Source organism: Streptomyces sp. SCUT-3 (assembly GCF_014083985.1).
Taxonomy (GTDB): Bacteria; Actinomycetota; Actinomycetes; order Streptomycetales; family Streptomycetaceae; genus Streptomyces_H; species Streptomyces_H thermolineatus.
The window spans coordinates 3,564,163-3,588,158 of sequence record NZ_CP046907.1 but is presented as its reverse complement, the minus strand read 5'-3'; the positions used below and the strand labels follow the sequence as shown (position 1 = coordinate 3,588,158).

General features: G+C 73.0%; 21 protein-coding genes and 1 pseudogene. 10 read left to right on the top strand and 12 right to left on the bottom strand.

The window, feature by feature from the left end:
* Positions 1-18: 18 nt before the first annotated feature.
* Entirely contained in the window at positions 19-525 is a 507-nt protein-coding gene (locus GQS52_RS15940) for a MarR family transcriptional regulator (RefSeq protein WP_259370808.1), read from the top strand.
* A gap of 35 nt (positions 526-560) precedes the next feature.
* On the opposite strand, the gene GQS52_RS15935 is transcribed toward GQS52_RS15940, so the two are convergent.
* Both GQS52_RS15935 and GQS52_RS15930 read right to left on the bottom strand, forming a co-directional pair.
* Positions 561-2,030: an NAD(P)/FAD-dependent oxidoreductase gene (locus tag GQS52_RS15935; RefSeq protein ID WP_182314070.1), complete on the bottom strand. Its 1,470-nt coding sequence runs from the start codon at positions 2,028-2,030 to the stop codon at positions 561-563.
* 198 nt (positions 2,031-2,228) lie between these two features.
* The gene (locus GQS52_RS15930; RefSeq protein WP_182316490.1) at positions 2,229-2,501 is read right to left on the bottom strand and encodes a DUF1876 domain-containing protein; all 273 of its coding nucleotides are present in this window, start codon (positions 2,499-2,501) and stop codon (positions 2,229-2,231) included.
* Between the two features lie 289 nt (positions 2,502-2,790).
* On the opposite strand from GQS52_RS15930, the gene GQS52_RS15925 reads away from it, so the two are divergent.
* Both GQS52_RS15925 and GQS52_RS15920 read left to right on the top strand, forming a co-directional pair.
* Complete coding sequence (locus GQS52_RS15925) at positions 2,791-3,171, top strand: hypothetical protein (RefSeq protein WP_182314069.1); 381 nt, start codon at positions 2,791-2,793, stop codon at positions 3,169-3,171.
* A gap of 377 nt (positions 3,172-3,548) precedes the next feature.
* Positions 3,549-6,041 (top strand): SpoIIE family protein phosphatase, encoded by a 2,493-nt coding sequence (locus GQS52_RS15920; RefSeq protein ID WP_182314068.1) that lies wholly within the window; start codon positions 3,549-3,551, stop codon positions 6,039-6,041.
* Positions 6,042-6,289: 248 nt separating this feature from the next.
* On the opposite strand, the gene GQS52_RS15915 is transcribed toward GQS52_RS15920, so the two are convergent.
* The 5 genes from GQS52_RS15915 to GQS52_RS15895 all read right to left on the bottom strand — a co-directional run bounded on the left by GQS52_RS15915 (position 6,290) and on the right by GQS52_RS15895 (position 10,759).
* Positions 6,290-6,934 (bottom strand): class I SAM-dependent methyltransferase, encoded by a 645-nt coding sequence (locus GQS52_RS15915; RefSeq protein WP_182314067.1) that lies wholly within the window; start codon positions 6,932-6,934, stop codon positions 6,290-6,292.
* Between the two features lie 101 nt (positions 6,935-7,035).
* A complete protein-coding gene (gene trxA / locus GQS52_RS15910; protein WP_182314066.1) occupies positions 7,036-7,404 on the bottom strand; it encodes a thioredoxin in 369 nt (122 codons plus the stop codon).
* Between the two features lie 135 nt (positions 7,405-7,539).
* Positions 7,540-8,223: a peroxiredoxin gene (locus GQS52_RS15905; protein WP_182314065.1), complete on the bottom strand. Its 684-nt coding sequence runs from the start codon at positions 8,221-8,223 to the stop codon at positions 7,540-7,542.
* Between the two features lie 198 nt (positions 8,224-8,421).
* Positions 8,422-9,807 carry an MBL fold metallo-hydrolase gene (locus GQS52_RS15900; protein ID WP_182314064.1) on the bottom strand — a complete coding sequence of 462 codons (1,386 nt, stop codon included), beginning with the start codon at positions 9,805-9,807 and terminating at the stop codon, positions 8,422-8,424.
* Between the two features lie 349 nt (positions 9,808-10,156).
* Positions 10,157-10,759 carry a TetR/AcrR family transcriptional regulator gene (locus GQS52_RS15895; protein ID WP_182314063.1) on the bottom strand — a complete coding sequence of 201 codons (603 nt, stop codon included), beginning with the start codon at positions 10,757-10,759 and terminating at the stop codon, positions 10,157-10,159.
* 283 nt (positions 10,760-11,042) lie between these two features.
* On the opposite strand from GQS52_RS15895, the gene GQS52_RS15890 reads away from it, so the two are divergent.
* Positions 11,043-13,340: an MMPL family transporter gene (locus GQS52_RS15890; RefSeq protein WP_182314062.1), complete on the top strand. Its 2,298-nt coding sequence runs from the start codon at positions 11,043-11,045 to the stop codon at positions 13,338-13,340.
* A gap of 144 nt (positions 13,341-13,484) precedes the next feature.
* On the opposite strand, the gene GQS52_RS15885 is transcribed toward GQS52_RS15890, so the two are convergent.
* Entirely contained in the window at positions 13,485-14,705 is a 1,221-nt protein-coding gene (locus tag GQS52_RS15885; protein ID WP_182314061.1) for an FAD/NAD(P)-binding oxidoreductase, read from the bottom strand.
* Between the two features lie 388 nt (positions 14,706-15,093).
* Between GQS52_RS15885 and GQS52_RS15880 the strand changes: the two genes are divergently transcribed.
* Positions 15,094-15,489: a DUF302 domain-containing protein gene (locus tag GQS52_RS15880; protein ID WP_259370807.1), complete on the top strand. Its 396-nt coding sequence runs from the start codon at positions 15,094-15,096 to the stop codon at positions 15,487-15,489.
* Positions 15,490-15,544: 55 nt separating this feature from the next.
* Complete coding sequence (locus tag GQS52_RS15875) at positions 15,545-15,922, top strand: helix-turn-helix domain-containing protein (RefSeq protein WP_182314059.1); 378 nt, start codon at positions 15,545-15,547, stop codon at positions 15,920-15,922.
* On the opposite strand, the gene GQS52_RS15870 is transcribed toward GQS52_RS15875, so the two are convergent.
* From GQS52_RS15870 to GQS52_RS15860, 3 genes are all read right to left on the bottom strand, one after another.
* Positions 15,901-16,401 (bottom strand): lamin tail domain-containing protein, encoded by a 501-nt coding sequence (locus tag GQS52_RS15870; RefSeq protein ID WP_182314058.1) that lies wholly within the window; start codon positions 16,399-16,401, stop codon positions 15,901-15,903. The two genes, GQS52_RS15875 and GQS52_RS15870, sit on opposite strands and share 22 nt — an antisense overlap.
* Positions 16,402-16,821: 420 nt before the next feature.
* Positions 16,822-17,742, bottom strand: a complete 921-nt coding sequence (locus GQS52_RS15865) for a hypothetical protein (RefSeq protein ID WP_182314057.1) — start codon at positions 17,740-17,742, stop codon at positions 16,822-16,824.
* A 357-nt stretch (positions 17,743-18,099) separates the two neighbouring features.
* Positions 18,100-19,203, bottom strand: a complete 1,104-nt coding sequence (locus GQS52_RS15860; protein ID WP_182314056.1) for a hypothetical protein — start codon at positions 19,201-19,203, stop codon at positions 18,100-18,102.
* Positions 19,204-19,637: 434 nt separating this feature from the next.
* On the opposite strand from GQS52_RS15860, the gene GQS52_RS15855 reads away from it, so the two are divergent.
* The 3 genes and pseudogenes from GQS52_RS15855 to GQS52_RS15845 all read left to right on the top strand — a co-directional run.
* Positions 19,638-20,282, top strand: a complete 645-nt coding sequence (locus GQS52_RS15855) for a LysE family translocator (RefSeq protein WP_182314055.1) — start codon at positions 19,638-19,640, stop codon at positions 20,280-20,282.
* 280 nt (positions 20,283-20,562) lie between these two features.
* Positions 20,563-21,393: a nucleotidyltransferase domain-containing protein gene (locus tag GQS52_RS15850; protein WP_182314054.1), complete on the top strand. Its 831-nt coding sequence runs from the start codon at positions 20,563-20,565 to the stop codon at positions 21,391-21,393.
* A gap of 175 nt (positions 21,394-21,568) precedes the next feature.
* Positions 21,569-22,094, top strand: a pseudogene (locus tag GQS52_RS15845) (UTRA domain-containing protein); the annotation flags it as partial.
* 349 nt (positions 22,095-22,443) lie between these two features.
* Here GQS52_RS15845 and GQS52_RS15840 read toward each other — a convergent pair.
* Positions 22,444-22,836, bottom strand: coding sequence for a GIY-YIG nuclease family protein (locus GQS52_RS15840; RefSeq protein ID WP_259370806.1), 393 nt, complete (start codon positions 22,834-22,836; stop codon positions 22,444-22,446).
* A gap of 385 nt (positions 22,837-23,221) precedes the next feature.
* On the opposite strand from GQS52_RS15840, the gene GQS52_RS15835 reads away from it, so the two are divergent.
* On the top strand, positions 23,222-23,923 hold the full coding sequence (locus GQS52_RS15835) for a hypothetical protein (RefSeq protein ID WP_182314052.1): 702 nt from the start codon (positions 23,222-23,224) through the stop codon (positions 23,921-23,923).
* Positions 23,924-23,996: the final 73 nt, after the last annotated feature.

Below are 23,996 nucleotides of genomic sequence, written 5' to 3'. Positions count from 1 at the left end.
AGGAAGGGGCGCAGGGCCGTGGAGGACATCGTCGCAGGGGTGCTGCGCCAGTGGCAGCACGTCCGGCCCGACCTCGACACCGCCCCGATGGCGCTCATCGGCCGGCTCAACCGCTGCTCCGCCCTGCTGCAGCAGGCCGCCGACGCCCCGCTCGCCGACGAGGGCCTGAGCCGCGCCGAGTTCGACATCCTGGGCACCCTCCGCCGCACGGGCCGCGACCTCACTCCCAGCCGTCTCGCCCGCGAGACCTTCGCCTCCGGTGCCGCCGTCACCAAACGGCTGCGGCAACTGGAGGAGCGCGGCCTGATCGCCCGGCGCGCCGACGAACGCGACCGCCGCGTCGCCCACGTCTCCCTCACCGACACCGGCCTGGAACTGGTCGACCGGCTGCTGCCCGAGCAACTCGCTTACGAGGCGGCGCTGCTGGCCGGTATGGGCCGCTCCGGCCAGGACGAACTCGCCCGGCTGCTCGGCGAGCTCCTCCTCCACCTCGAGGGCCGCCTCGGCAGCCGCATGCCCCTGTAGGCCCGGCTCCCCGCCCCCACCCGGACAGGCCCGGTTCAGGCCCCCGCGCGGCTGTCCGCCGGGGCCAGCGACGGCAGGTCGCGGATCCCGAACTCGCGGCGCAGCGCGGACCGGGCGGCGAGGTACCCGGACATGCCGTGGACACCGGGGCCCGGCGGGGTGGAGGCCGAGCACAGGTACACGCCGCGCAGCGGGGTGCGGTGCGGGTCGACCTGCGGCACCGGGCGCAGCAGGGCCTGCGCCAGGGTGACCGCGCCCGCACCGATGTCGCCGCCCACGTAGTTGGGGTTGTACTCCTCGTACTCGGCCGGGCCGATCGCCCGCTCGGCGAGGACCGTGTCGCCGAAGCCGGGGGCCCAGCGTTCGATGCGGGACCGGACGAGGGCGACCGGGTCGACGTCCGAGCCGTTGGGCACGTGGGCGTAGGCCCACACCGGGCGCCGGCCGGGCCGGGCCCGCCCGGGGTCGGCCACGGCGGGGTCGACCAGCAGCACGAAGGGGTCGGGCGTGACCGTGCCCCCGGCGGTCAGGGTCTCCTGCCGGAACATCTCGGCCTGGGTGCCGCCGAGGTGCACGGTGCCCGCCCGGCCGACCTCGGGGTCGGCCCACGGGATCGGCTCGGAGACCAGGAAGTCGACCTTGGCCGCGGCCGGCCCGTACCGGAAGCGCTCCAGGGCGCGGGCGTAGCGGGGCGGCAGCAGCGGGCGGGCCATCGCCAGGAACCCCTTGGGCGCGGTGTCCAGCAGGACCGCCCGTGCGCCGCGCACCTCGCGCAGGTCGGTGACGGGGCTTCCGGTGCGGAACACCCCGCCGTGTGCGGTGATGTCGGCGGCCATGGCCTCCGCGATGCGCGCGCTGCCGCCCCTCGGCAGCGGCCATCCCGCCGGGGTGTGGGCCAGGTGCCCCAGGAGGAGGGCGACCGCGGCCGATTCCGGGGTGGGGAGCCGGCCGACGGCGTGCGCGGCCACGCCGGTGAGCAGCGCGGGCGCCCGGTCGCCCGTGAAGCTGCGCGCGGCGAGCGGGGTTCCGTGCCGCAGGATGCGGCCGGCCAGCAGGAGCGGCACCACCGGGTCGGCGGGGAGGCTGCGCTGACCGGCCATGAGGAAGTCCACGACGCCATCGCCGTGGCGCAGCAGGGGCTCCATCAGCCGGCGCCACCGCGGGCCGTCCGGCCCCAGGGCCTCGCAGGCGGCGTCGAGGTCGCGGTGGGCGAGGGCGGAGCGTCCGCCGTCGAGCGGGTGGGCGTAGCTGATCTCCGGGCTGAGCAGCTCCACGCCGCGGGCGGCGAGGTCGAACTCGCGGAAGAAGGGGGAGGCCGCGGCCATGGGGTGGACGGCGGAGCAGATGTCGTGGACGACGTCGTCGTCGAAGAGGGGGACGGTGCGCAGTCCGCCGCCGATCTCGTCGGCGCGTTCGCGCAGTTCGACCTCCAGGCCCGCCCGGGCCATCACCACCGCGGCGGCCAGGCCGTTGGGCCCGGTCCCGACGATCACCGCATCGGCCATGTCCCGCCCCCGTTCCGCGCGCATCCGTCCTCGCCAGGCTATCGGCCCGCGCCGGGCCGCCCGGCGGCGGTACGCCGACGCGCCGGAAGGCACGCGGGGCTCCGGGCGGGAGGGCTCGGGGGCGGAGGGAGAGGGCGGGGTGGGGGGCACGGCGCCGCCCGGGCCGCCTGCGGGGGCCCGGGCGGATCCCGCGGACGGTCAGACGAGCGAGCGCACGGGTTTGTGCGTGCTGTCCTCAATCTCCACGGCCGCCTTCTCCATCAGCTGGTGGGCCAGGTCCGTCAGTGCCCTGGCCGCGGCGATCTCCTCCCCGACCCGTGGCTGCGCGGGGTCGATCGGGTTGCGCTTGGCCTGCCCGTGCGCCCTCAGTTCCGTTCCGTCCGGGAGGCGGAGCAGGGCGGCCGCCCTGGTGCGCTGGCTGTCCTCCTGGAACTCCATCTCGATGTGCTGCCCGACGACGTTCATGGTCATGTCGTTCACCTCCACGCCCTCTCCCTCCAGCGTGCGCCCCCACCGGCTCTCTCCGCCAGTCGCCGGCGGCACCGCGGGGCCTCCCGCCGAAACCCCTCGCCCGGTGCCCCCGGCGGTACGCGTTCAGGGCTCCCGGGGCACGGTGCCGGCGGAGGCGCCGGCACCGACCCCCGCGCCGGGGACGGGGCAGGGGCCGGGACGGGACAGGGCGGGACAGGGGCGGGCGGAAAGCCCGAACTGCGCCCGGAACGGCCCGGCGCGGGGTGGACGGGCGCGTTACTCTGCCCGCATGGCCAAGCCAGACACGCTGCTCGTCGACATCGCCGCCCTGGTGGAGTCGGAACAGAGCAACCAGATGCCCCTCACCGTCGTCGTCCCCGGTGCCGTCATCACCGGCCGGCTGGCACCGGAGGCGGTGTGGAGGGCCCGGGTGGCCGAGGTGCTCGGCGACTCGGAGCGCCTCAAGTCGTTCGCCACCCTCTTCACCCCCGCCGGGGCGGACGGGCCCCCGTCCTCCTCCGGCGACGGGCGGCCCACCCACCTGCACCTGCACCTCGCCCGGATCCTGCAGGGGAGTTTCGGCCTCCCCGACACCGGAGGCATGTACCGCATCGCCCTGGACGAAGTGAGCAGTTGGACGGTCGGGGAGCTGAGTTACTCGGACCGCTGAGTCCGCCCCCCACCCCGTTCGAGGCCCGGCCCCCGCGGCACCGGCCTTCCCGTTCCCGCCGTCCGGCCCCTGTGCGCCACCGCTCCCGCCGGCACACCTCGAAGTGTGCCGGCGGGAGCGGTGCGGGCAGGGGCCGTCCGCCTCTCCGGACCGGCACCGGACGCCTCTCCCGCCCCGGTCCGGACGCCTCCTCCGACCGGCGCCGGACGCCTCCGCGGGCCCGCCGCGGCGGGCCCGCCGCCGAACTGCGGGGGCGCGCAAAGCGTGGTTAGAGTGAGGAAAGGTGTCAACGCGGCGGGCCCTGACGCCTCCTGCCGAACCGCGTCCTCGCAGGCGGTCCCCGTGCACGGAATCTGCGGGAGCAGGATGGGCGACGGATGGACATGCACGATGCCACCCTCGGCGACGGCCCCGGCGGCCCCCCGTTCCCGGCGTTCTCGGCCACCGCGGTCGTCGACGCCCGGGGGATCGTCGTCGGGTGGAGCGAGGGGGCCGAGCGGCTGCTGGGCCACTCGCGCGAGGAGGCCGTGAGCAGTCCCGTCGACCGCCTGCTCGGCCCGGACGTGCCGCGGGCCACCGGGCGCCTGCTCGCGAGGTCCGCCGGGTGGAGCGGAACGGCGGAGCTGCGGCACCGGGACGGCCGCACGCTGCCGGTGTGGCTGGAGGTGCACCCGTCCCTGAACGACGAGGGCGCACTCCAGTGGCTCGTCGTGGCCCTTCCGGCGGACCGGGTGACCGCGTCGCGGCAGGAGGGCCGGCCCGGCGGCCCGGCGGAGGAGACCAGGACCGCCGACGAGCGGGAGGCGGACCGGCGGACGGCCGAGGAGGCCTTCCTGCAGTGCCGCCTGCCCGTGGCGGTCTGCGACGAGCGCCTGAGGATCCTGCGGGCGAGCGACGGGCTGGCCCGGGAGGCCGGCCTGGCCGAGGAGCGGATGCGCGGCCTGCCCGTCACCGACCTGCTGCCGACCCCCGTGCGGCGGGAGGTCGAGGCCGGCATGCTCCGGGTGCTGGAGACGGGCGAGCCCGGACGCCTGGAGGTGCACGTCGGCACCCCGGCCGGCTCCCGCGAGCGGGTCTGGTCCGTCTCCCTGTCCCCGCTCAGGAACCCGGCCGGCCGGGTCCACCGGGTGGAGCTCACCGTGCTCGACACCACCGAGGAGTACTGGGCCAGGGAGCGCCTCGCGCTGCTCAACGACGTCAGCACGCAGGTCGGCAGCACCCTGGACGTGACCCGCACCGCCCAGGAGATGGCCGACGTGGCGGTGGGCCGGCTCGCCGACTTCGTCACCGTCGACCTGCTGGACCCGCTGTTCCGGGGCAGCGAGCCGAAGCCGTTCGCGGGCACCGTCCCGCTGCGCCGCGCCGCGCAGGCGTCGATCTTCCCCGGCGTTCCCGAAGCGGTCACCGAGCCCGGCGAGTTGGACTACTACCCGGAGGACTCGCCGCCGGCCGTCTGCCTCGCCACGGGCCGGCCCTCGCAGCACAGCGTCCTGGACGAGGCCGTCGTGAAGTGGGGCGCCCGCGACCCCTCGCGGATGGGGACCGTCCACCGGTTCGGGGTGCACTCGATCATGGCGGTGCCGTTGCGGGCCCGCGGCATCACCCTGGGCGTCGCGGTGCTCGTCCGCCACCGGCACCCGGAGCCCTTCGACGACGACGACCTGCGCCTCGCCGGGGAGATCGCGGCCCGCGCCGCCGTGTCCGTGGACAACGCGCGCCGCTACACCCGGGAGCGCGCCACGGCCCTGGCCCTGCAGCGCAGCCTCCTCCCGCAGCGGCCCGCCGTGCAGGAGGCGGTGTCCGTGGCCTCCTGCTACCTCCCGGCCAGCTCCCGGGCCGGAGTGGGCGGGGACTGGTTCGACGTGATCCCGCTCTCCGGCGCCCGGGTCGCCCTGGTCGTCGGCGACGTGGTGGGGCACGGGCTCCGCGCCTCCGCGACCATGGGCCGGCTGAGGACCGCGGTGCGCACCCTGGCCGACGTCGACCTGCCCCCCGACGAGCTCCTCGTCCACCTCGACGACCTGGTCGCCCACCTGGCGGCCGAGGAGAACACCGGCACCGAACCGGAGTTGGAGGTCGTCACCGACCTCGTCGCCACCTGCCTGTACGTGGTCTACGACCCGGTCTCGCGCCTGTGCTGCGTCTCCAGCGCCGGTCACCCGCCGCCCGCCCTGGTCACCCCCGACGGCGCCGTGGGCCTGGTCGACCTGTCCCCGGGGCCCCCGCTGGGGGTGGGCGGCCTGCCCTTCGAGTCCGTCGAGCGGAAACTGCCCGAGGGCAGCATCCTCGTCCTCTACACCGACGGCCTCGTCGAGGCCGGCGGCCGCGACATCGACACCGGGACCGACGAACTGCTGCGGGTCCTGGCCGGGCCCGCCCCCTCCCTGGAGGACGCCTGCTCGACCCTGACCCGGGCCCTGCTGCCCGAGCGGACCACCGACGACGTGGCCCTGCTCGTCGCCCGCACCCGGGCCCTCGACGCCGACCAGGTCGCCTCCTGGGAGCTGCCCTCCGACCCCGCCGCCGTGTCCCGGGCACGCTCCATGGCCTCGGAACGGCTGACGGCCTGGGGGCTGGAGGACGCTGCCTTCACCACCGAACTGGTGGTCAGCGAGCTGGTCACCAACGCCATCCGCTACGGGAGCCCGCCCGTCCGGCTGCGCCTGATCCGTGACGGGGTCCTCGTCTGCGAGGTGTCCGACGGCAGCAGCACCGCCCCGCACCTGCGCCGGGCCCGCACCTACGACGAGGGCGGGCGCGGCCTGCTCCTGGTCGCCCAGTTCGCCCAGCGGTGGGGCACCCGCCACACCCAGGGAGGCAAGACCATCTGGGCGGAGATCGCCCTGCCCGGCCCCGCCCCCTGGAGCTGAAGGCCCCCTCCGCACGGGCACGACGGCCCGGCACCGGAGCGGCACCGGAGCGGCACCGGCCCGGCACCGGAGCGGCAGCGGCCCGGCGCCGGGGCGGCCCGGGGTGAACCGCGCCCGGCACCGGGCGTCTCGGAAGCCCCCGCCCCGGGAGCTCCCCGTGCCGGAAGCCCGGAAGGGCGGTGGCGCGGAAAGGCCGTGGGGCGGAAGGGCCGTGGGGCGGAGGCGCGGCGGGCGCCCCGCCCGGCGGGTCACGGCGAGGCCGGGTCCGGCTCCTGCCGCGGGCGGCGCAGCCGCACCAGGGCGTCGACCGCGCGGGCCGTGCCGCCGTCGGCGGTCTCGACGGGGCGGCGGACGCGTTCGGCGCGCACGGCCTCGAGCCCGGAGTCCGCGAGGTCGGCGAGGACGTCGTCCGGCGTGAACAGCACGTCCGGGTCCTGCGGCCCGCCCACGCCCTCGGTGAGGTTGGTGGTGTCGTGCCCGACGACGAGCAGGACCCCGCCGGGAGCGACCGCCCCGGCGGCGCGCCGCAGCACCACGCGCCGCCGGTCGGCCGGCAGGTGCAGGTAGACGACGGCGACCAGGTCGAACGCGCGGTCCTCCGGCTCGTGGTCGCACACGTCCGCGTGCACCCAGTCGATGCGGCCGGCCGCCTCCGCGGGCAGTCCGGCCGCGAGCCGGCGGCCGCGGTCGAGGGCGGTCCGCGAGAAGTCGACCGCCGTCACGCGCCAGCCGCGGTCCGCGAGCCAGAGGGCGTTGCGCCCCTCGCCCGCGGCCAGGTCGAGCGCACGTCCCGGCGCAAGGTCTTCAACCTCCCGCACCAGCCACCGGTTGGGCTCCGCGCCCCACACGAGCTCGCGGGAGGCGTAGCGCTCGTCCCACTCCCGGCTGTCCACGTCCACCGCTCCTTCCCCGCCCCCGGCGCGCGGCCGGGGGTCGCCGTCCGTGCCCGTGCCGACCGGGCCCGTGCCGACCGGGCCTTCCGGTCCCGGTGCGCTCACGCCCGGGAGCCCTGCTCGGCCAGCTGGCGGCGCACCTCGTCCATGTCGAGTTCGCGGGCCTTGGTGACGAGCTCCTCCAGTGCCTGCTCCGGCAGCGCGCCGGGCTGGGAGTACAGGACCACCTTGTCCCGGACCACCATCAGCGTGGGGATGGAGGAGATCTGGAACGCACCGGCCAGTTCCGGCTGCGCCTCGGTGTCGACCTTGCCGAACACGACGTCCTCGTGCCGCTCCGAGACCCGCTCGAACACCGGCGCGAACATCCGGCACGGCCCGCACCAGGCGGCCCAGAAGTCGACGAGCACGATGCCTCCGCCCGTCACGACCTCGTCGAAGTTGTCCTTGGTCAGTTCCACAGTGGCCACGGTTCCTCCTCGTCGTATACCCGTGGGGGTATAACGGGGCGCGGTGTCAGGATGTTCCCGCCCGGCGCCCCTCCGGGACGGGCGGGCCGGCTCGGGTCGGGCGGGCCGGGCCGGCCCGGTTCGGGGCAGGTCGGGTCAGGCGGGGTTGCCGGACTTGAACGCCAGGTACCAGTCGGCGAGCTTGACCGAGGAGTCGGAGAGCCGTGCGTCGAGCTCCTCCTGGGTGCGGGGCGCGCCGAGGACGACGTCGTCGCCGGGCTTCCAGTTGGCGGGGCAGGAGACGCCGTCGCGGTCGGAGGTCTGCAGCGCGTCGATCAGGCGCAGGATCTCGGGGATCATGCGGCCTGCGTTCATCGGGTAGTACAGGACGGCCCGCACGGTCTGCTCGGGGTCGATGACGAAGACGGCGCGGACGGCGGCCGTGCCCGAGGTGTTCGGATGGAGCATGCCGTAGGCGCGGGAGACCGCGGTGTCCAGGTCCGCGATGATCGGGAAGGGGATGCGCACCCCCTGCTTCTCCTCGATGGAGCGGACCCACGCGATGTGGCTGTGGACGGAGTCCACCGAGTTGCCGAGGAGGGCCACGTTGCGGGCGGCGAACTCGTCCGCGAGCTCGGTGAAGGCGATGAACTCGGTGGTGCACACCGGGGTGAAGTCGGCGGGGTGGCTGAAGAGCAGCAGCCAGCGGCCGGCGTAGTCCTCCAGCTTGACCGGCCCGTGGGTGCTGTCGGCCTCGAAGCGCGGCGCCTTGTCGCCGATGAGCGGCAGGCGGGACGCGGCGGTGCCCTCGGTGGCGGCGGGTGCGTTCTGCGTGGTCATGTTCTGGCTCCTGACGGTCGGAAGGGTGGTCGGACGGTGCCGGGCGCCGCCCGCCCCCGGGCGGCGCCGGGGCGGCGGGCGGTGCGGCGGGCTGTGCGGCGGGCGGCTCGGCGGGCGGTGCGGGGCGGTGCGGCTGCGCACGCGCCCCGCCCCGGCACCCGGTCCGGTCGGATCCGGTCCGGATCCGGTCCGGTCCGGTCAGACCTGCACCGGCTGCTCGGCCGCCAGCCAGGCGCCGTAGCCGCCGAGCAGGTCGGAGACGTCGCCGTGGCCGTGGTGGCGCAGCAGGCTCGCGGCGATGGAGGACCGGTGGCCGCCGGCGCAGTGCACGACGACGGGACGGTCGGCGGGGATCTCGGACAGGCGGCCGGGCAGCTCGGCCAGCGGGATGTTCACCGAGCCGGGGATGTGCCCCTCCTGGCGCTCGGAGGGGTTGCGCACGTCGACCACGGTCGGCGGCTCGGTGCCGTTCAGGGCCTGGCGCAGGTCGGCGACGGTCAGCCGGGAGGCGTGCTCCATCTCGTCCGGGACGGTGACGAAGGCGCCCTCGGGCTCGCGCAGGTAGCCGACGACGCGGTCGAAGCCGATGCGGGCCAGCCGGGTGACGATCTCCTCCTCGCGGTCCTGGGGCGCGACGACCAGGATGTCCTGGTCCGGGGTGACGACGGTGCCGGCCTGCTCGGCGAAGCGGCCGTCGGCGGGCACGTTGACCGATCCGCGCAGGTGGCCGGCGGCGAACTCCAGCGGGTCGCGGGTGTCCACGACCACGGCCCCCGCCCCGCGGCGTGCGAGGAAGTCGGCCGCGGACAGCGGCGGGGCCACCGCGGCCGGGTCGAAGAGCTCGTGCTCCTTGCGGTTGAGGACCGCGTCGTAGACGAAGTAGCCGGGGGCGGAGGGCTGCCCCTCGGTGACGATGGCGACGAAGTCCTCCTCGCTCATCGGCGCGCAGGCGTAGTTGGTGGCGCGCTGCTGCCCGATGGTGGACTGGCGCTCGGTGGACAGGTTCTTGCCGCAGGCCGAGCCGGCGCCGTGGGCAGGGAAGACGCGCACCTCGTCCGGCAGGGACATCAGCTTGTTCTGCACGCTGTCGTAGAGCATCTTCCCGAGCTCGTCGGCGGTCACGCCGAGGGAGGCGAGCAGGTCGGGGCGGCCGACGTCGCCGATGAAGAGCGCGTCGCCGGTCAGCACGCCGTACGGGACGGCGTCGTCCGCGTGCTCGTACACCAGGACGCTGATGGACTCCGGGGTGTGCCCGGGGGTCTCCATGATCTCCAGCGTGACGTCGCCGAGGCTGATGCGCTCGCCGTCGGCCAGCTTGCGGATCGGGTACTCGGCCTCGGCGCGGCGGCCGTAGCCGATCCAGGCGCCCGTGCGGGCGGCCAGTTCCAGGTGGCCGGCGAGGAAGTCTGCGTGGAAGTGGGTGTTGATGACGCCCTCGACGGTGAAGCCGTGGGCCTCGGCGTCGGCGAGGTACTCGGAGACGTCCCGGCGCGGGTCGACGACCACGGCCCTGCCCGTGGTCTCGTCGGCGATCATGTAGGCGGCCTGGGACAGGCAGTCGAGGTAGTACTGGGCGAAGAACACGGTGGGCCTCCTTGCTGCAAGGGGGTGGCAGCGGTTCCAACATACCCCCGGGGGTATTGATTCCGAGGGGGCCGATGGTCCCGCCCCGCGGGACCAGGGACCCTGCGGCACGGCCGCACGGGAGGACGGCAGCACGCCGCCCGCCACCTCCCCCGGGCATGCCTACCCAGGGACCTGCCGATCCCTCACCCTGTTCACCACGAAAAATCCCGTTTCTCCGCCACCCGCGGAACGGCACAGGCGGCGCGGAGCCGGGCCTCCGCCCGGCCGGCACCACGGGGCACCGCCGGGCCCGCCGAGGCCTTCCGAGCCCGCCGGGGCCCCCGAACTCGCCAGGGCCCCGAGCCCGTCAGCCGCCGGAGATGCCGCGGAAGGCCAGGTCGAGGAGGAGCCGGACCTGGGCCGGCGCGTCGTCGCTCCGCCCCTCCGCCCAGTCCCGCATGGCCGCCTCGTAGGCCCGCCCCACGTGCGCGGCGAGCAGGGCACTGGGCACGTCGGACCGCACCACCCCTGCCGCGGACGCCTCGGCGAGCATCCCCTCCACCGTGTCGAGGGCCGGCGGACGCGCACCCTCCCCGAGCAGGGCGGCGTGCCGGATGGGAAGGGTGTAGACGAAGCGGGCCAGCACCTCGTCCCGGAGCATCCGCTCCGCCGTTCCGACGAGGAGCCGCTCGATGCGCTCCGGGGTCTCCTCGACGCTCCCCTCGGGCGGGGGCACGGGATCCCGCCCGAGGAGCCGGGCGAAGAGCTCGGCGAGGATCTCCTCGCGCTCGGAGAAGTACTTGTAGAACGTGGCGCGCGAGATGCCCGCCGCCTTGGCGATGTCCTCCACCCGCACGCCGATGTAGCCGCGTTCCGCGAACAGGCCCAGCGCCGTCTCCACCAGGAGGTCCCGGGCCTTCTCGCGCCGATCGGCCCCGGTCCGGCCGAATCCGGGCGGCCGTACGGTCATCGCGTCCTCCTGCTGGGTCGGGCTGCTGGGCCGGGCTTGCCGGGCCGGGCCGCCGGGCCGGGCCGCCCGGAGGTCACCCCCGATCTTCCTCGGCCCCACCCCCTTTCCACAAAGCAGGCCGCCGCAACCGCCCCTCCCCCGACGGGACGGGCGGACGGGCGGAGGGGCGGGCGGAGGGGCGGACGGCAAGAGCTTGCTTCATGTGTAGACACGTGTCTACACTTCCGTCGCAACAAGTGTTCCCGAGCGGTTCGCCCCGCTCCCGTGCCCCGTGGAGGCCGTCTTGCTCGCTGCCCTGGCCCGTTTCTCGGTGCGGCACCGGTGGCCGGTGATCGCGTTGTGGCTGCTGGCCGTACTCGGCGCCGGCCTGGCCGCCCAACAGGCCGGAGGATCGTTCAGCAACGACCTCACTCTGAGCGGCACCGACTCCCAGGCCGCCCACGACACCCTGAGAGAGCGCTACCCGGAGCTGTCCGGCGACGGAATGCAGGTGGTCGTCCACAGCGACTCCGGGGCGGACACCCCGCAGGTGCGCCGGGCGGTCCGCGCCGCGGTGGCCGACGTGCGCGGCCTCGACGGCGTGGCGGCGGCCCGGTCGCCGTACGGCCCCGGGCCGGACATGGTCTCCGACGACGGACGCACCGCCGTGGCCACCGTGCAGTTCACCGGCCGGGCCAAGGACGTGCCCGAGGAGTCGGTACGAGCCGCCCAGGAGGCCTTCGCCCCGGTGCGCGACGCCGGGGACGGGGTCCGGGTGGAGTTCGGCGGCGCGGCGCTCCGGACCGAGAGCGGCCCGTCCGGGAGCGAGGCGATCGGCCTGGCGGCCGCCGTGCTCGTACTCCTGGTGGCCTTCGGCTCGGTCTTCGCCATGGCCGTGCCCCTGGTGACCGCCCTGTTCGCCCTCGCCCTGGGCATGTCGGCCGTCAACCTCGTCGCCGGGTTCACCACCATCGGCACCTCCGGCCCCGTCGTGGCGGCCATGATCGGCCTGGGCGTGGGGATCGACTACGCGCTGCTCGTCGTCACCCGGCACCGGGAGGGCATGAGGGCCGGGCACAGCCCGCACGAGTCGATCCCGATCGCCCTGTCGACGGCGGGCCGCTCCGTACTGGTGGCGGGTCTCACGGTGATCGTGGCGATCCTCAGCCTCTACCTCGTCGGCATCCCCTTCGTCTCCGCCCTAGGCCTGGCCAGTGCCCTCACCGTGGCCGCGACCCTGCTCGCGGCGGTCACCCTGCTGCCCGCCCTGCTGGCCGTCCTCGGCGACCGGCTGGACCGCTTCCGGGTGCGGCGGCCCCGGGCCGACCACGCACCGGGGCACACGAGCGGCTGGCACCGGTGGACCGGCCGCGTCCAGCGCCGCCCGTGGCCCTACCTCCTCGCGGCCACCGCCGCCCTGGTCGTCATGGCGCTCCCCCTGTTCTCGATGCACCTCGGCACGGCGGACGGCGGCTCGGCCCCCGAGGGAACCACCGAGCGCCGCGCCTACGAACTGGTCTCCGAGGACTTCGGCGCCGGATGGACCGGTCCCCTGCTGGTGACCGCGCAGTTCGACGACGCGGCGGCGGACGGCCCGGCGGCGGACGGCCCGGCGGCGGACGCGCAACGGCGAGCCGCCGCGCTGCGCGCCGAACTGCAGGCCGTGGAAGGGGTGCGGGAGGTACGTCCGCCGCAGCTCGACAGCACCGGCACCACGGCGGTGTTCACCGTCGTCCCCCAGGGCTCGCCGGACGACGAGTCCACCGAGCGCCTGGTCCACCACCTGCGCGACGACGTGCTGCCCGCGGCCGCGGACGACGCCGAGACGCACGTCGGGGGCTCCACCGCCGCAGCCGTCGACCTCGCCGACCGGCTCGGCGCCAGGATGCCGTGGTTCGTGGGCTTCGTCGTCGGGCTGAGCTTCCTGCTGCTCATGGTCGAGTTCCGCTCGATCGTCGTGCCCGTCAAGGCCGCGCTGATGAACCTGCTCTCCGTCGGAGCGGCCTACGGCGCCGTGGTCGCGGTCTTCCAGTGGGGCTGGGGCGCCGGGCTGCTCGGCGCCGAGCCGGGGCCGATCGAGTCGTTCGCGCCGATCATGCTGTTCGCCGTCCTGTTCGGCCTGTCGATGGACTACGAGGTCTTCCTGCTCAGCCGCGTCCGGGAGGAGTACCTGCGTTCCGGTGACAGCGCGGCCTCCGTCCGCGGCGGCATCGCCGCCACCGCCCGCGTCATCACCGCCGCCGCATCGGTCATGGTCGTGGTGTTCGGCAGCTTCCAGCTCAACGACCAGAGGGTGGTCAACCTCTTCGGCTTCGGGCTCGCGGTGGCCATCGCCGTCGACGCCACCCTGGTCCGTCTCGTCCTCGTCCCCGCGGTCATGGCGGTCCTGGGCAGGAGCGCCTGGTGGCTGCCGCGCCCACTGGAGCGGCTGCTGCCGCACCTGCCCGGAGAACCCGCCGGGGCGGGGAGGACGACCGGCACCGATGCCGGGGCCGGGACCGACGCCGGAACCGGTGACGGAGAAGGGACAGCGGCCGGGGCCGGGGCCGGAAAGCAGCCGGTCCCCCCGCAGGGCGGGGAGCCCGACACCGCGAGGCGGTGACCGGGCAACACACCGGGGCGCTCCGGAGGCTGTGCCGCCTCCGGAGCGCCCCGGACCGTACTGCGGGCCTGCGGGCCCGTGGACCCGCAGGCCCACGGGCCCCGCCCCTTCTGCGGCCGGACGGCGCAGGAAGGAGCGGACCGCTCAGACGCGGCCCTTGAGCATGCCGTGCCAGTACATGGCGGGCAGGCCGTAGCGCTTGAACAGCCACATGTCGCGGCGCTCCTTGGTGGTGTCGATCACCGGGATGCTGGGGGCCGGCTGCTGCTCGTAGTCGAACTCGGCGAGGAGCATCTTGTCCCGGGCGGTGACCAGCGGGCAGGAGGAGTAGCCGTCGTAGCTGCGCCGGGGAAGGTGCGGCCCCCTCATCTCGGCCAGCAGGTTGGCCACCAGTACGGGCGCCTGCTTGCGCACGGCCGCCCCGGTCTTTCCGGTGGGCAGGTTGGCGACGTCCCCGACGGAGAAGACGTTGGGCCAGCGGGGGTGCTGGAGGGAGTGCCGGTCGGCCGCCACGTACCCGAAGGGGCTGTCCGGGTCGGCGAGGGGGCTGGCCTTGACCCAGTCCGGGGCGCTCTGCGGCGGGACCGCGTGGAGCATGTCGAAGGCCAGGCTCTCCTCGGTGCCGGCCGCGTGGTCGGTCAGGGTCAGGTGGCCCGCCGAGCCGTCGACCGCGGTCATCTCGGTGCTGAGCCGGACCTCGATGCCGTAGCGCTCGGCGACGCCCTCCAGCACCTGCCGCCAGACCGGTACGCCGAACATGGTCTCGGTGGGCATGACGAGCACGACCCGGATGCGGTCCAGCACGCCCTTCTTGCGCCAGTGGTCGGCGGCCAGGTAGGCGATCTTCTGCGGTGCGCCGCCGCACTTGATCGGGCCGGCCGGCTGGGTGAACACCGCGGTTCCCGAGCGCATGTTCCGGATGAGTTCCCAGGTGCGCGGTGCGTACTCGGCGGCGTAGTTGCTGGACACGCCGTCGTGGCCGACGGCCTTCTCCAGCCCGGGGATCATGTCCCAGTCCAGTTGCAGGCCGGTGGCCATCACGAGGTAGTCGTAGCCGACGGCGCGGCCGGTGGAGGTGGTGACGGTCTGCGCCTCGGGGTCGACGCCCGTGGCGGCCTCACGGATCCAGGTCACCTTCTCGGGCATTACCGAGGCCTCGGGGCGGCGTGTGATGTCCAGCGGCGCCTGGCCGCCGCCGACCAGGGTCCACAGGGGCTGGTACCAGTGGGACTCGGACGGTTCGATCACGGCCACGTCGGTGACGCCGGCGCGCTGCAGACGGGCCGCGACGGTGATGCCGCCCGTTCCGCCGCCGACGATCAGCACACGGTGGCGGTCCGGAGCGGAACCGGAGGTGGGGGACACGGGAGCTCCTTCCTCGCCCGGCGCACGGGCACGGGCACGGGCTGCGGGAGGCGGAGCACGGACCCCGCCGCGGCACACGGACTGCGCCGCCGCGGGAACCGGCCCGGAGGATCATCGCCCCGAGCCTTGCCCAACCTCCCAGAGATACCCCTAGGGGTATACGCACTTCTGAAGGTAAACCTCTGGGCGCCGGAGAGAAACACCCCGAACGGCCCTTTCGATGTGCCCGAACGGCCCTGTCGGACCGGTCCGGACCCCACCAGGAGACACCCGCATCCCCCGCCCCGCATCCGGGCAGCAGCACCTGCAGGGAACGTACGAAGCACCACCCGCACACCCGCGCACCCGGGCACCCGGGCACCCCCGCACCCGGGAGGAACGAGGAAACGTGAGCAAGGACTACGGACGCACGGTCGAACTGGACGTCCCCTTCGACAGGGCGGTGACCCTGGCCCGGGAGGCACTGGCCGGACAGGGCTTCGGCATCCTCACCGAGATCGACGTGCGGGCGACCCTCAAGGCCAAGCTCGGCGAGGAGATGGAGCCCTACCTGATCTGGGGCGCCTGCAACCCGGCACTCGCCCACCGGGCCCTGGAGACCGACCGCTCCGTCGGACTCCTGCTCCCCTGCAACGTGGTGGTCCGCGGCACCGCCGACGGCGGATCGGCCGTCCAGGCCCTCGACCCGCACACCATGGTCGAGCTGACCGGGCTGCCCGCACTGCAGCCGGTGGCCGAGGAGGCGGCCCGCCGCCTCGAAGCCGCCCTGGACTCCCTCACCTGACCCGACCGCCCCGGATTGGCCGGCCCAGTCCGGGACGGCCCCGACCGACCGGCCCTTGAGCGGCCAGTTGCACCTGTCCCCCACCACCCCGGCGAAGGACGCAGGGCCCCTGGGCAACGTACTGGGCCACACCCGGACGGCCCTGCCGGCCGGTCTCGCGCAACCCCGCACGACCACCGAACTCGCGGCCCTCCGCCACCTGAGCCCGTCCACGGTGTCCTACCACCTGGCCCTGCTGCACCGCGCGGGACTGGCGACCCGCACCCGGTCGGGCAGCAGCGTGTACCACCGGCGCTCCCCGGAGGCCGGCCGGCTCGGCCTGCGGGGCCGGCCGGCGCCGTCGGGCCCCGCCACGGCCGGACCGCGGCCGGCGCCCGCCTCCGCGACGGAGACGGGCGCCGGACCCGTGGTTCAGCTGTGGAAGCGTATGTAGCCGTTGCCGTCGGGGTCGGATCCGCTCCTGGTGTAGGAGTGGACGTCGGAGCGGCTGCCGGAGGGCTTGTACAGGTAGATCGTGTCGCTGTCGTTGTTCCACAGGAAGTTGCAGTTGTCGCGGTAGACCACGTTGTACTTGTCGGAGTCGGCGCCGTTGCCGCCGCGCAGCTTCACGTAGTCACCGGGCTGGAGGTAGTGGTCGGCGGTGAAGGCGAAGCGGTTGCCGGCGGCGTCCTTGACGACATAGCCCCTGAGGTTGACGGTCGCCGAGGAGGAGTAGTTCTTGATCGTCAGGTACTCCTCGTCGGTGTTGCCGGAGGAGCAGCTGTTGGAGTCCCGGCCGGGCGCGTCGTACTGGGCTCCGCGGATCTTCAACGCCGAGGTGTACTCGGCGGCCTGGGCCTGGGCCGGCGTCAGGACGGCGGCGGCGCACGCCACGACGGCAGCCGCGACGGTGGTGCGGGCACGCTTGTTCATCGAGGGTCCCCCCTGTTCGGGACAGTGCCGCGCCTCTCCCCTGTGCGCGGCGGAAAACTAAGCTTACAAACACTTGCTTTGATCCGTACATCAGATCGTCATCATCCGTTGCGAAACACAGACATCGACGGTGCGACCGCACGGATCCCTTGGCACGCCGCTCCGGCAACGCGGGCTCCGCCTCCGCCCGCGCGGGCAGCGGCGTGTACCGCCGGCACCCCCCGGGGACCGGTCGGCTCGGCCTGTGGGGCGGGCCCTCCGGAGGGCCCGCCCCACAGACTCGATCAGGTTCGAACACTTCGGCTCGGCGGGACGTCCGGGCGCCCGAGCCCGTCGCACGGAGAGGCCGAGCACGGCGGCGGGCCGACGCCCGCAGTACGAGGCGCCGGGGCCGCGCGCCGTCGGGCCCGCCCGGGCCGGTCAGGACCTGACGAGAGTGATGTCGGCGCTCTGGAACCCGGTGTCGACGCTCGCCGGGTAGTCGCGGTCGTCCGCCCTGCCGATGCCCCGGAGCACGGCGGCACCGGGCTGGAAGGAGGCGGTGGGGTCGATGTTGCTGGTGAAGGAGGCGGTCCACGGGACCGGGGCCCCGGGCTCGCAGAGGACGACCAGGTCCTCCTGGCTGCCGGACGCGGTCCCGCGCTTCTGTGTCTGGTAGGCGCTGGCGGTGAGAGTGATGCGGGCCGGCTTGTTGCAGGTCACCTCACCGCCGACGGTGATCTCTCCGGTGCGGGTGTCGACCGTGCCCGTGGTGTCCAGGTCCATGCCGACGGCGAGCTCCGCCGGCGGCTCGGGCATGCGGGCGTGGAGCTCACCTCGCACGGGCAGCGTGGAGCCGCTGCAGTACCGCTCGAAGGTGGCGTCGATCTCGCGGATGTAACCGTAGGGGCCGTAGGCGATGTGGGAGACGGTGAAAGAACCGGTGCCGCTCTCGCAGTAGCGGTCGGTCTCGCTGAACTGCAACTGGGGGTCCTCCGGCCGGGCGTCGGGCCAGCTGGAGGTGTTGGTGTAGGTGACGCCGGAGGTCAGCTTCTGCCCGTAGGGGGCCTCCATGTGCAGGCTCCAGCGCTTGCCCTCGGGTGTGACGACCGTGGCGCCAACGGCGGACTGGGAGACCGGCCCGGAGATGTCGAACATCTCGGTGGTCTCGGGGGTGTAGGTGTAGGACTGGCCGCCGGAGATGTACTCGCCCGGCTCGCCGCTGAAGCTGAGCGATCCCGTCACCGCCTCGTGTGCCTCCGCCGTACCCGTCAGCGGGGCCGCCGTCACCGTCGCGGCCAGGGCGGCCACGAGGACGGCCGCCGTGCGGACCAGGCCGCGGACCGGCGCGCTGCTTCTCATCAGGTTTCTCCTTCACGGGAGCGGTCCCGGTCCCGACGGACCGGGCTGGGTCACTCACACGGCCACCGAATGTCAGGTGCTGATCAAATCGAGCCCGAGGGGGCGGCGAGTGATCTCCTCGGCAGCACGTGCGGGAACCTAACAACCGCTACTGACAGCCACCCGCCTCCACCGCTCCGTCGTAGAACCCCCGCGCACGCCGCCGACGGCCGGCCCCCGCCCCGGCAAGCGCGGGGATCCCGTCCCAGTGCCGTCCGAGAGCCCGCCGCCGGAGTCCGCCGGACCCGCAGCCGGGCACCGCGGAGCAGGAGCAGGCCTCCTCGCCCCCGCACCTGCACCTGCACCTGCACCTGCCGTTCACGACCGCGTGGCGGTCCCGCACTCCGCGTCGCCGGCCTCCCGCATACGCGTTTCCATCGACGTGCTCCGGTCGTACGGGTCGACCTCGGGGCCGTCCCCCGGGCGCGTGGTCGCGCGCTCCGCGCCGAAGCTGGGGGTGAAGTAGCCGGTGGGGGTGCCGCAGCCGCCGTTGGTGGTGTCCGCCTTGTAGGAGACGAGGGAGAACGTGCCCGGCTCGACGACGACCTTCGCCGGGTCGTCCCAGCTCATCACGATCTCGCGGCGCACGATCGTGCGCGCGACTTCGTCGCTTCCCGCCGCGGCGCGCACGACCGGGTACACGTAGGTGACGTCGGCGGTCACCTCGACCGCGCCGCGCTCACCCTCCCGGTACGTGATCCGCCCCCGCGTTTTGACCACGTCCCCGACGAGCCGGACCTCCTCCTCGTCGAACCGGCTGAACAGCAGCAGCGGATCGTTCTCCCGGCCGGGCTCGCGGAACGCGGCCGCCAGGTAGTCCTGGACGTCCCGCTGGTGGGGATTGATCAACGCGATCGCCTTCCGCGGCCGCTCCCCGCGCAGCACACCGGGCTCCAGACCGGACGCGGCAAGGAAGTCCCGGCTCTTCTCGAGCGCCTGCGCGACCTGCTCCTTGTCCATCCAGCCGGTCGCCCGCGCCGAGGGCATGCCGATCCCGGCGGTCCCGTCGCCCCACCGCGCCGCGGGCGACCCCCTGAAAGGCTGCTCCACGGTCGGACGCAGGGCTGCCGCTTCCGTGGGCGGCGCCTGGTCCGGACGTTCCGACTCCACCGCGAGCGGCGCACCCCCGCCGCCGCCCCCGCCGTCGAACCAGCCGGCCACCGGCCCCGGATACAGCGCCACGGCCAGCAGGGCGGCCGCAGCCGGCAGGCCGATCACGTACCAGCCCTTGTCCCGCCGCCGTCGGGCCGGTCGGTGACTCCGCCACGGCCCCGGCCGGCCGGCCTCCTCCCGCAGCCGCCGCGCCACCATCCGGGCCCGCGCCGACGGCTCCTCGGGCGCGTCCTCGATCCCGGCCTCCGCTTCACGGAGGAAGCGCTCCCACTCCTCGTCCGGTATGGACGACTCCCCGTCCCTGCCCACGATGGGCCCCGCCCCTCTTTCACACCCGACCCCACCCCGGAGCCGGTCAATTTCCGCGCATCATCACACAGTTCGACTCGGCTGCATGATCGCCGCCGCCGCGGCCCCGGACCAGGGAGTCCGGACCTCGACCACATCCGCCCCGGCCCCCGGAACCGCACGGTGCCGCCGCTGCCCGCTGCTGCCCGTCGCTGTCCGCTGCCGTTGATACCTGTTGACGTCATGCACCGGGACAGAGGTTTCGGCTGTCGCTGATGTCGCCGGCGGGCCGGGAACGGGACCGGGGTCGGGAATGCACGGAGGTACCGAGCGGCAAGGCCGTATCCTGCCGCAGGCAAGGCAGGCGCTGCTGATGCGTCGCAGCCGTCCGTTGCAGCCGGGCGACTCCCCACTCCGGGTACCGGGTACCCGGCGAACAACCAGGAGGTTGACCGGTGATCACTCTGGCCGCAGCCGGAGGAGTGGCCCTGGTCGAACTGGGCATGGCCCTGACCCCGGGACCGAACATGATCCACCTTGCCTCCCGCGCGATCACCCAGGGCCGCAGGGCGGGCCTGGTCAGCCTCAGCGGGACCGCCGTGGGGTTCGTGTGCTACCTGTTGGCCGCGGCTGCGGGCCTGTCCGCGTTGTTCGCCGCCGTGCCGGTGGCGTTCACGGTGGTCAAGCTCGCCGGGGCCGCCTACCTGGCCTACCTCGCCTGGGACATGCTCAAGCCCGGAGGCCGCTCGCCCTTCTCCCCGGCCCGGGACCTGCCTCCGGTCCCCGACGCCCGCCTGTTCTCGACGGGGCTGCTGACCAACCTGCTCAACCCCAAGATCGCTCTTGTGTATGCCGCCCTCCTGCCCCAGTTCCTGGATCCGCAGGCAGGTCCGGCCCGAGGGCAGCTGCTCCAACTCGGTGGCGTGCAGATCGTCGTGGGGGTTTCCGTGAACGCCCTGATCATGCTGGGAGCAGCACGCGTGTCGGGGTTTCTGGCCGCCCGGCCCCGCGCCATGGCCGTCCAGCGGTTCACGGCAGGCGGCCTGCTCGGCGCCTTCGCTCTGCGCACCGCCCTGTCCCGCACCCCTGTCTCCACCTGAGTCAGGCCCAAGTGCATGCGACACCGGTCCTGCTGCGAGCGCCGGCACGGGGACGTCGACGGCACCCGTACTGGCACAAGACCGAGCATTCCCTGGCCTTCGCCGGTATCGCAGCCACCCTGATCTGCTGCCCCCGGCTCGGCGGTCGAGCCGTCTCCTATGATCTCGGCCATGGGCAACTTCTCCTGAGCGGACCGCGACGGTTCACAGACATCCGCCCGGCAGGTGCCGGGCTCCGTCAGCGTGCCCGCACGCCCACCTCAGGAGACACGACCACACCATGTCCGTTCGCTCTGCCCGTTCCGCCCTGGACGACCGCATCGCACGCCTGCGACAGCTCGCCCACGCCGACACCCGACTGGAGGGCGTACTGCTCTACGGCTCGTGGACCGTGGGGGAGGCCGACGCCCATTCCGACATCGAGGCATATCTCTACATCCAGGACGACCGCCTCTCCGACTTCGACGGCCCCGGCTTCCTGGCACAACTCGCACCGCTTCAGCTCGCCTACACCAACATGTACGGCATCCTCGCCGTCGTCTTCGACGACCTGATGCGCGGCGAGTTCCACCTCGCCCCGGCCGGTCCCGGCATCGACGAAGTCCCCACCTGGCAAGGCATGGTGCACCTGCCCCGCCCCGACGAAGCCGTCCTGCTCGACCGCACCGGCCGGCTCACCCGGGCCGCCCGGCAGCTGGCCACCTTCCAGCCGCCCGAGCCGGTGACCACCGCCCAGCAGCTCACCGACGAGCTGACCAACTGGACGCTCATGCTCGCCCACGTCCTGGCCCGCGGCGAGATCGCCCGCGCCCACGCCCTGTTGCACACCGTCATCGCGCCCCAGCAACTTCAGCTCTGCCGCCTGTTGCGCAACAGCACGGCCCACTGGCTCACCCCCAGCCGCGCACTCGAACAGGACCTGCCCGAGACCGACCGCCATCGCTACGCCTCCACCACGGCCACCGTCCGCGACCAGGACGTGCGCACAGCGGCACGCAACAGCTGGCGCTGGAGCCGCGACCTGGCCGCCGAGGCCGCCGACCGCTGGACCGTCCACCTGCCGCACGAACTCCACGAACAGATCAGCAGCCTCCTGAACGACCCTCGCTGACCACATCCGGCTGGGGCCACCGGAATCATCCAGCGGCCCCAGCCCGGCGGCCCGGACACCGCACGACGCCAGTGGAGCGAGCCGCCATGAGCCTGTGGAGAAAGGTATTACTCGCCCTGTGTCACGTGTCTGGTGAACCGTTGTGCGCAGGTGGGAGCTTGCCGACCTGACTGTGGTCCGCCGGCTGGCCTCCGACCCGGTTCGCCCGCCGCCACCGCGAGCAGGGCAAGTCGGCGTTCATAGTGGAGGCGGACGCCGCGGGCTCCCGCCCGGAGGTGGACAGCCTTCAGGTGCGCGAGGAACGCCCCACACAGGACATCTCCGCCCGGCTCGGCTCCCCGCGCCGCGTGCTGGCCCGGCGGCGCCGGTACCTGCTGGACGACCGGCCGGTGGAGTTCGCCGTCTCCTACCTCCCGCTCGACATCGCCCGGGGCACCCCGATCGCCGAGCCCAACCCCGGCCCCGGCGGCATCTACGCCCGCCTCGAGGAACTGGGCCACCGCCTGGACCACTTCGACGAGGAGATCCGCGCCCGCATGCCCTCCCCCGACGAGGTCAAGACGCTCCGGCTCGCCGCGGGCGTCCCGGTCATCCACCTGATCCGCACCGCCCACGACACCGCCGGCCGCGCGGTGGAGGTCTGCGACACGGTGATGGCGGCCGACGCCTACGTCCTGGCCTACCGCCTCCCGGCGACCTGAACACCGGCGGCGGACGTGCACCACGGCTCCGGGAACCCCAAACCTCGGCTTCGTGCACGCCGGTCCTCGAAGCCGCACGGAACCGGCCACTCCGGGGCACCACGGTGAACGCCGAACGGCACGGAAAAGCCCCGGACCCTGATCGGGCCGGGGCTTCGTGCTGGTCGGACTGTGTGCCCCAGGCAGGATTCGAACCTGCGACACCCGCTTTAGGAGTTCGATCACCAGGCTGCGCGGCCTGCCTTACTCTCGTGTCCCTGACAGCTCCTGGTCCTCGTGCAGCTGCCTCAGTCTGCTGTCGTCCGGGGACGTTGATGTCACCTGGTGATGTCAGCCGTTCGAAGACTAATCAGGCACTGATGGGCAGCTCCCTGGCTTGCTGGCGGGCTTGGGCACGTATCTCGGTGAGACGGGCGTGGAAGCCGTTGTGCCGGTTCTGGTCAAGGTTCAGGGGCAAATCCAGCCGGGTGATCAGGTCGGACTCCGCGGTCCACGGCTCCGGGTGTTCCACCCAGCACACGCGTGCGTGCTCCGCCATCCACTGACTGAGCGCGGCTTCCCCAGCCTGGCCGAAGGTCATGCGCCGGCCGCTGCCGACCCGGCGCAGCTCCAGGCCGAGCAGGCAGCCCAGGGTGAGCCGCAGCGTGGAGCCGGCCGCGTTACCCCGGAAGTGGTACCGCACCCGCGTCCGCAGGTTCTGGGTACTCTTCCGGTTCGCCATGTGCCGCGGAGCGATGCCCACGTAGAGGAGCTGTCCAGCAGCCAGGTCCGAACACGGAGCCTCCGTGAAGTGCCATCCGTACACGCCGGGAGCAGCGGGCACAGAGCTGGGACGCGTCAGAACCTCGTCCGCCGACCAGAGTCGACTCGGTCTGGTGAGTGCAGTGGCGTGCATGGGGCCTCCAAAGCCGACAACGTACGCCACCGCACGCTATCCAACTGCGTTGGTGGGGTCATGGGCTGCCTGCAGGGGCGTTCACCTGCGTTCATGAGTGGCTGGTTGCCGGTGAGGAGATGGCTTAGGGTCTCGTCTGAACGTCCGTGACCGCGGCTGCATCAGCTGACGAGATCACGTAGTTCTTCCTATGGTCACCGCTCACGCCGACGCATCCGAATACGCTGTGCACATGACCGCTAGAACACTGACCGACCGAGTATCAAGTTCCACCGCCGTGCTCGCGGTTGGCCTGATCGCTGATGTCAGCGCAGTCGTTCCTCTTCTGACATCCGAAAGCTTCCGCCGCTGGCTGAAGACCCACTGGTGGATACCGACAATAGTGTCGATCGTTCTTCTATCCATGCTGATCTACTTGATGAACAACCACCTAAGACAGCTCGACAAAATTACTCAGCTACAGGAGCAGCTACAGGAACCTAGCAGCCACGACATATCCCGTTTCCAGAAAGTCATCGCAACCATTCCCCCGGACAGCTATACGATCCAATGGCTCAAAACGGGGTTCATCCCCTCACGCTTCGAGGGTGGGGATGTAGACCCGCTTCTCGCACTTCTCACGCAGTGCGAGCTAGATCCACGAGGATTCGACGATCAGCAACTCAACCATGCTTACCAGGAATTCGTTCGAACTCTAGACGAATTCATTACCACAACCGCACACGAACTGACCTCTGACTATGCAAATGGAAGACGAGTCCTGCAGATGCCAGATCGGCACGAGTTTGCAAGCCCCGACCTTTATGACCAAGCTGTCAATAAAGTTAACTCGGCACGCGGCGAGCTGATCCGCTCATACGACAATTTCCTTATTGTGGCTCAAAAAGCAAAGGTAAGAGAGTATTCTTCGCCCAGAATTTACCGCACGAGATGAAATCAGCATCTGCAGTTATATTCGATGGCACGCCTTGTCAAACGAGTTGCTGTACCGCTTTTCCTTGACCTAT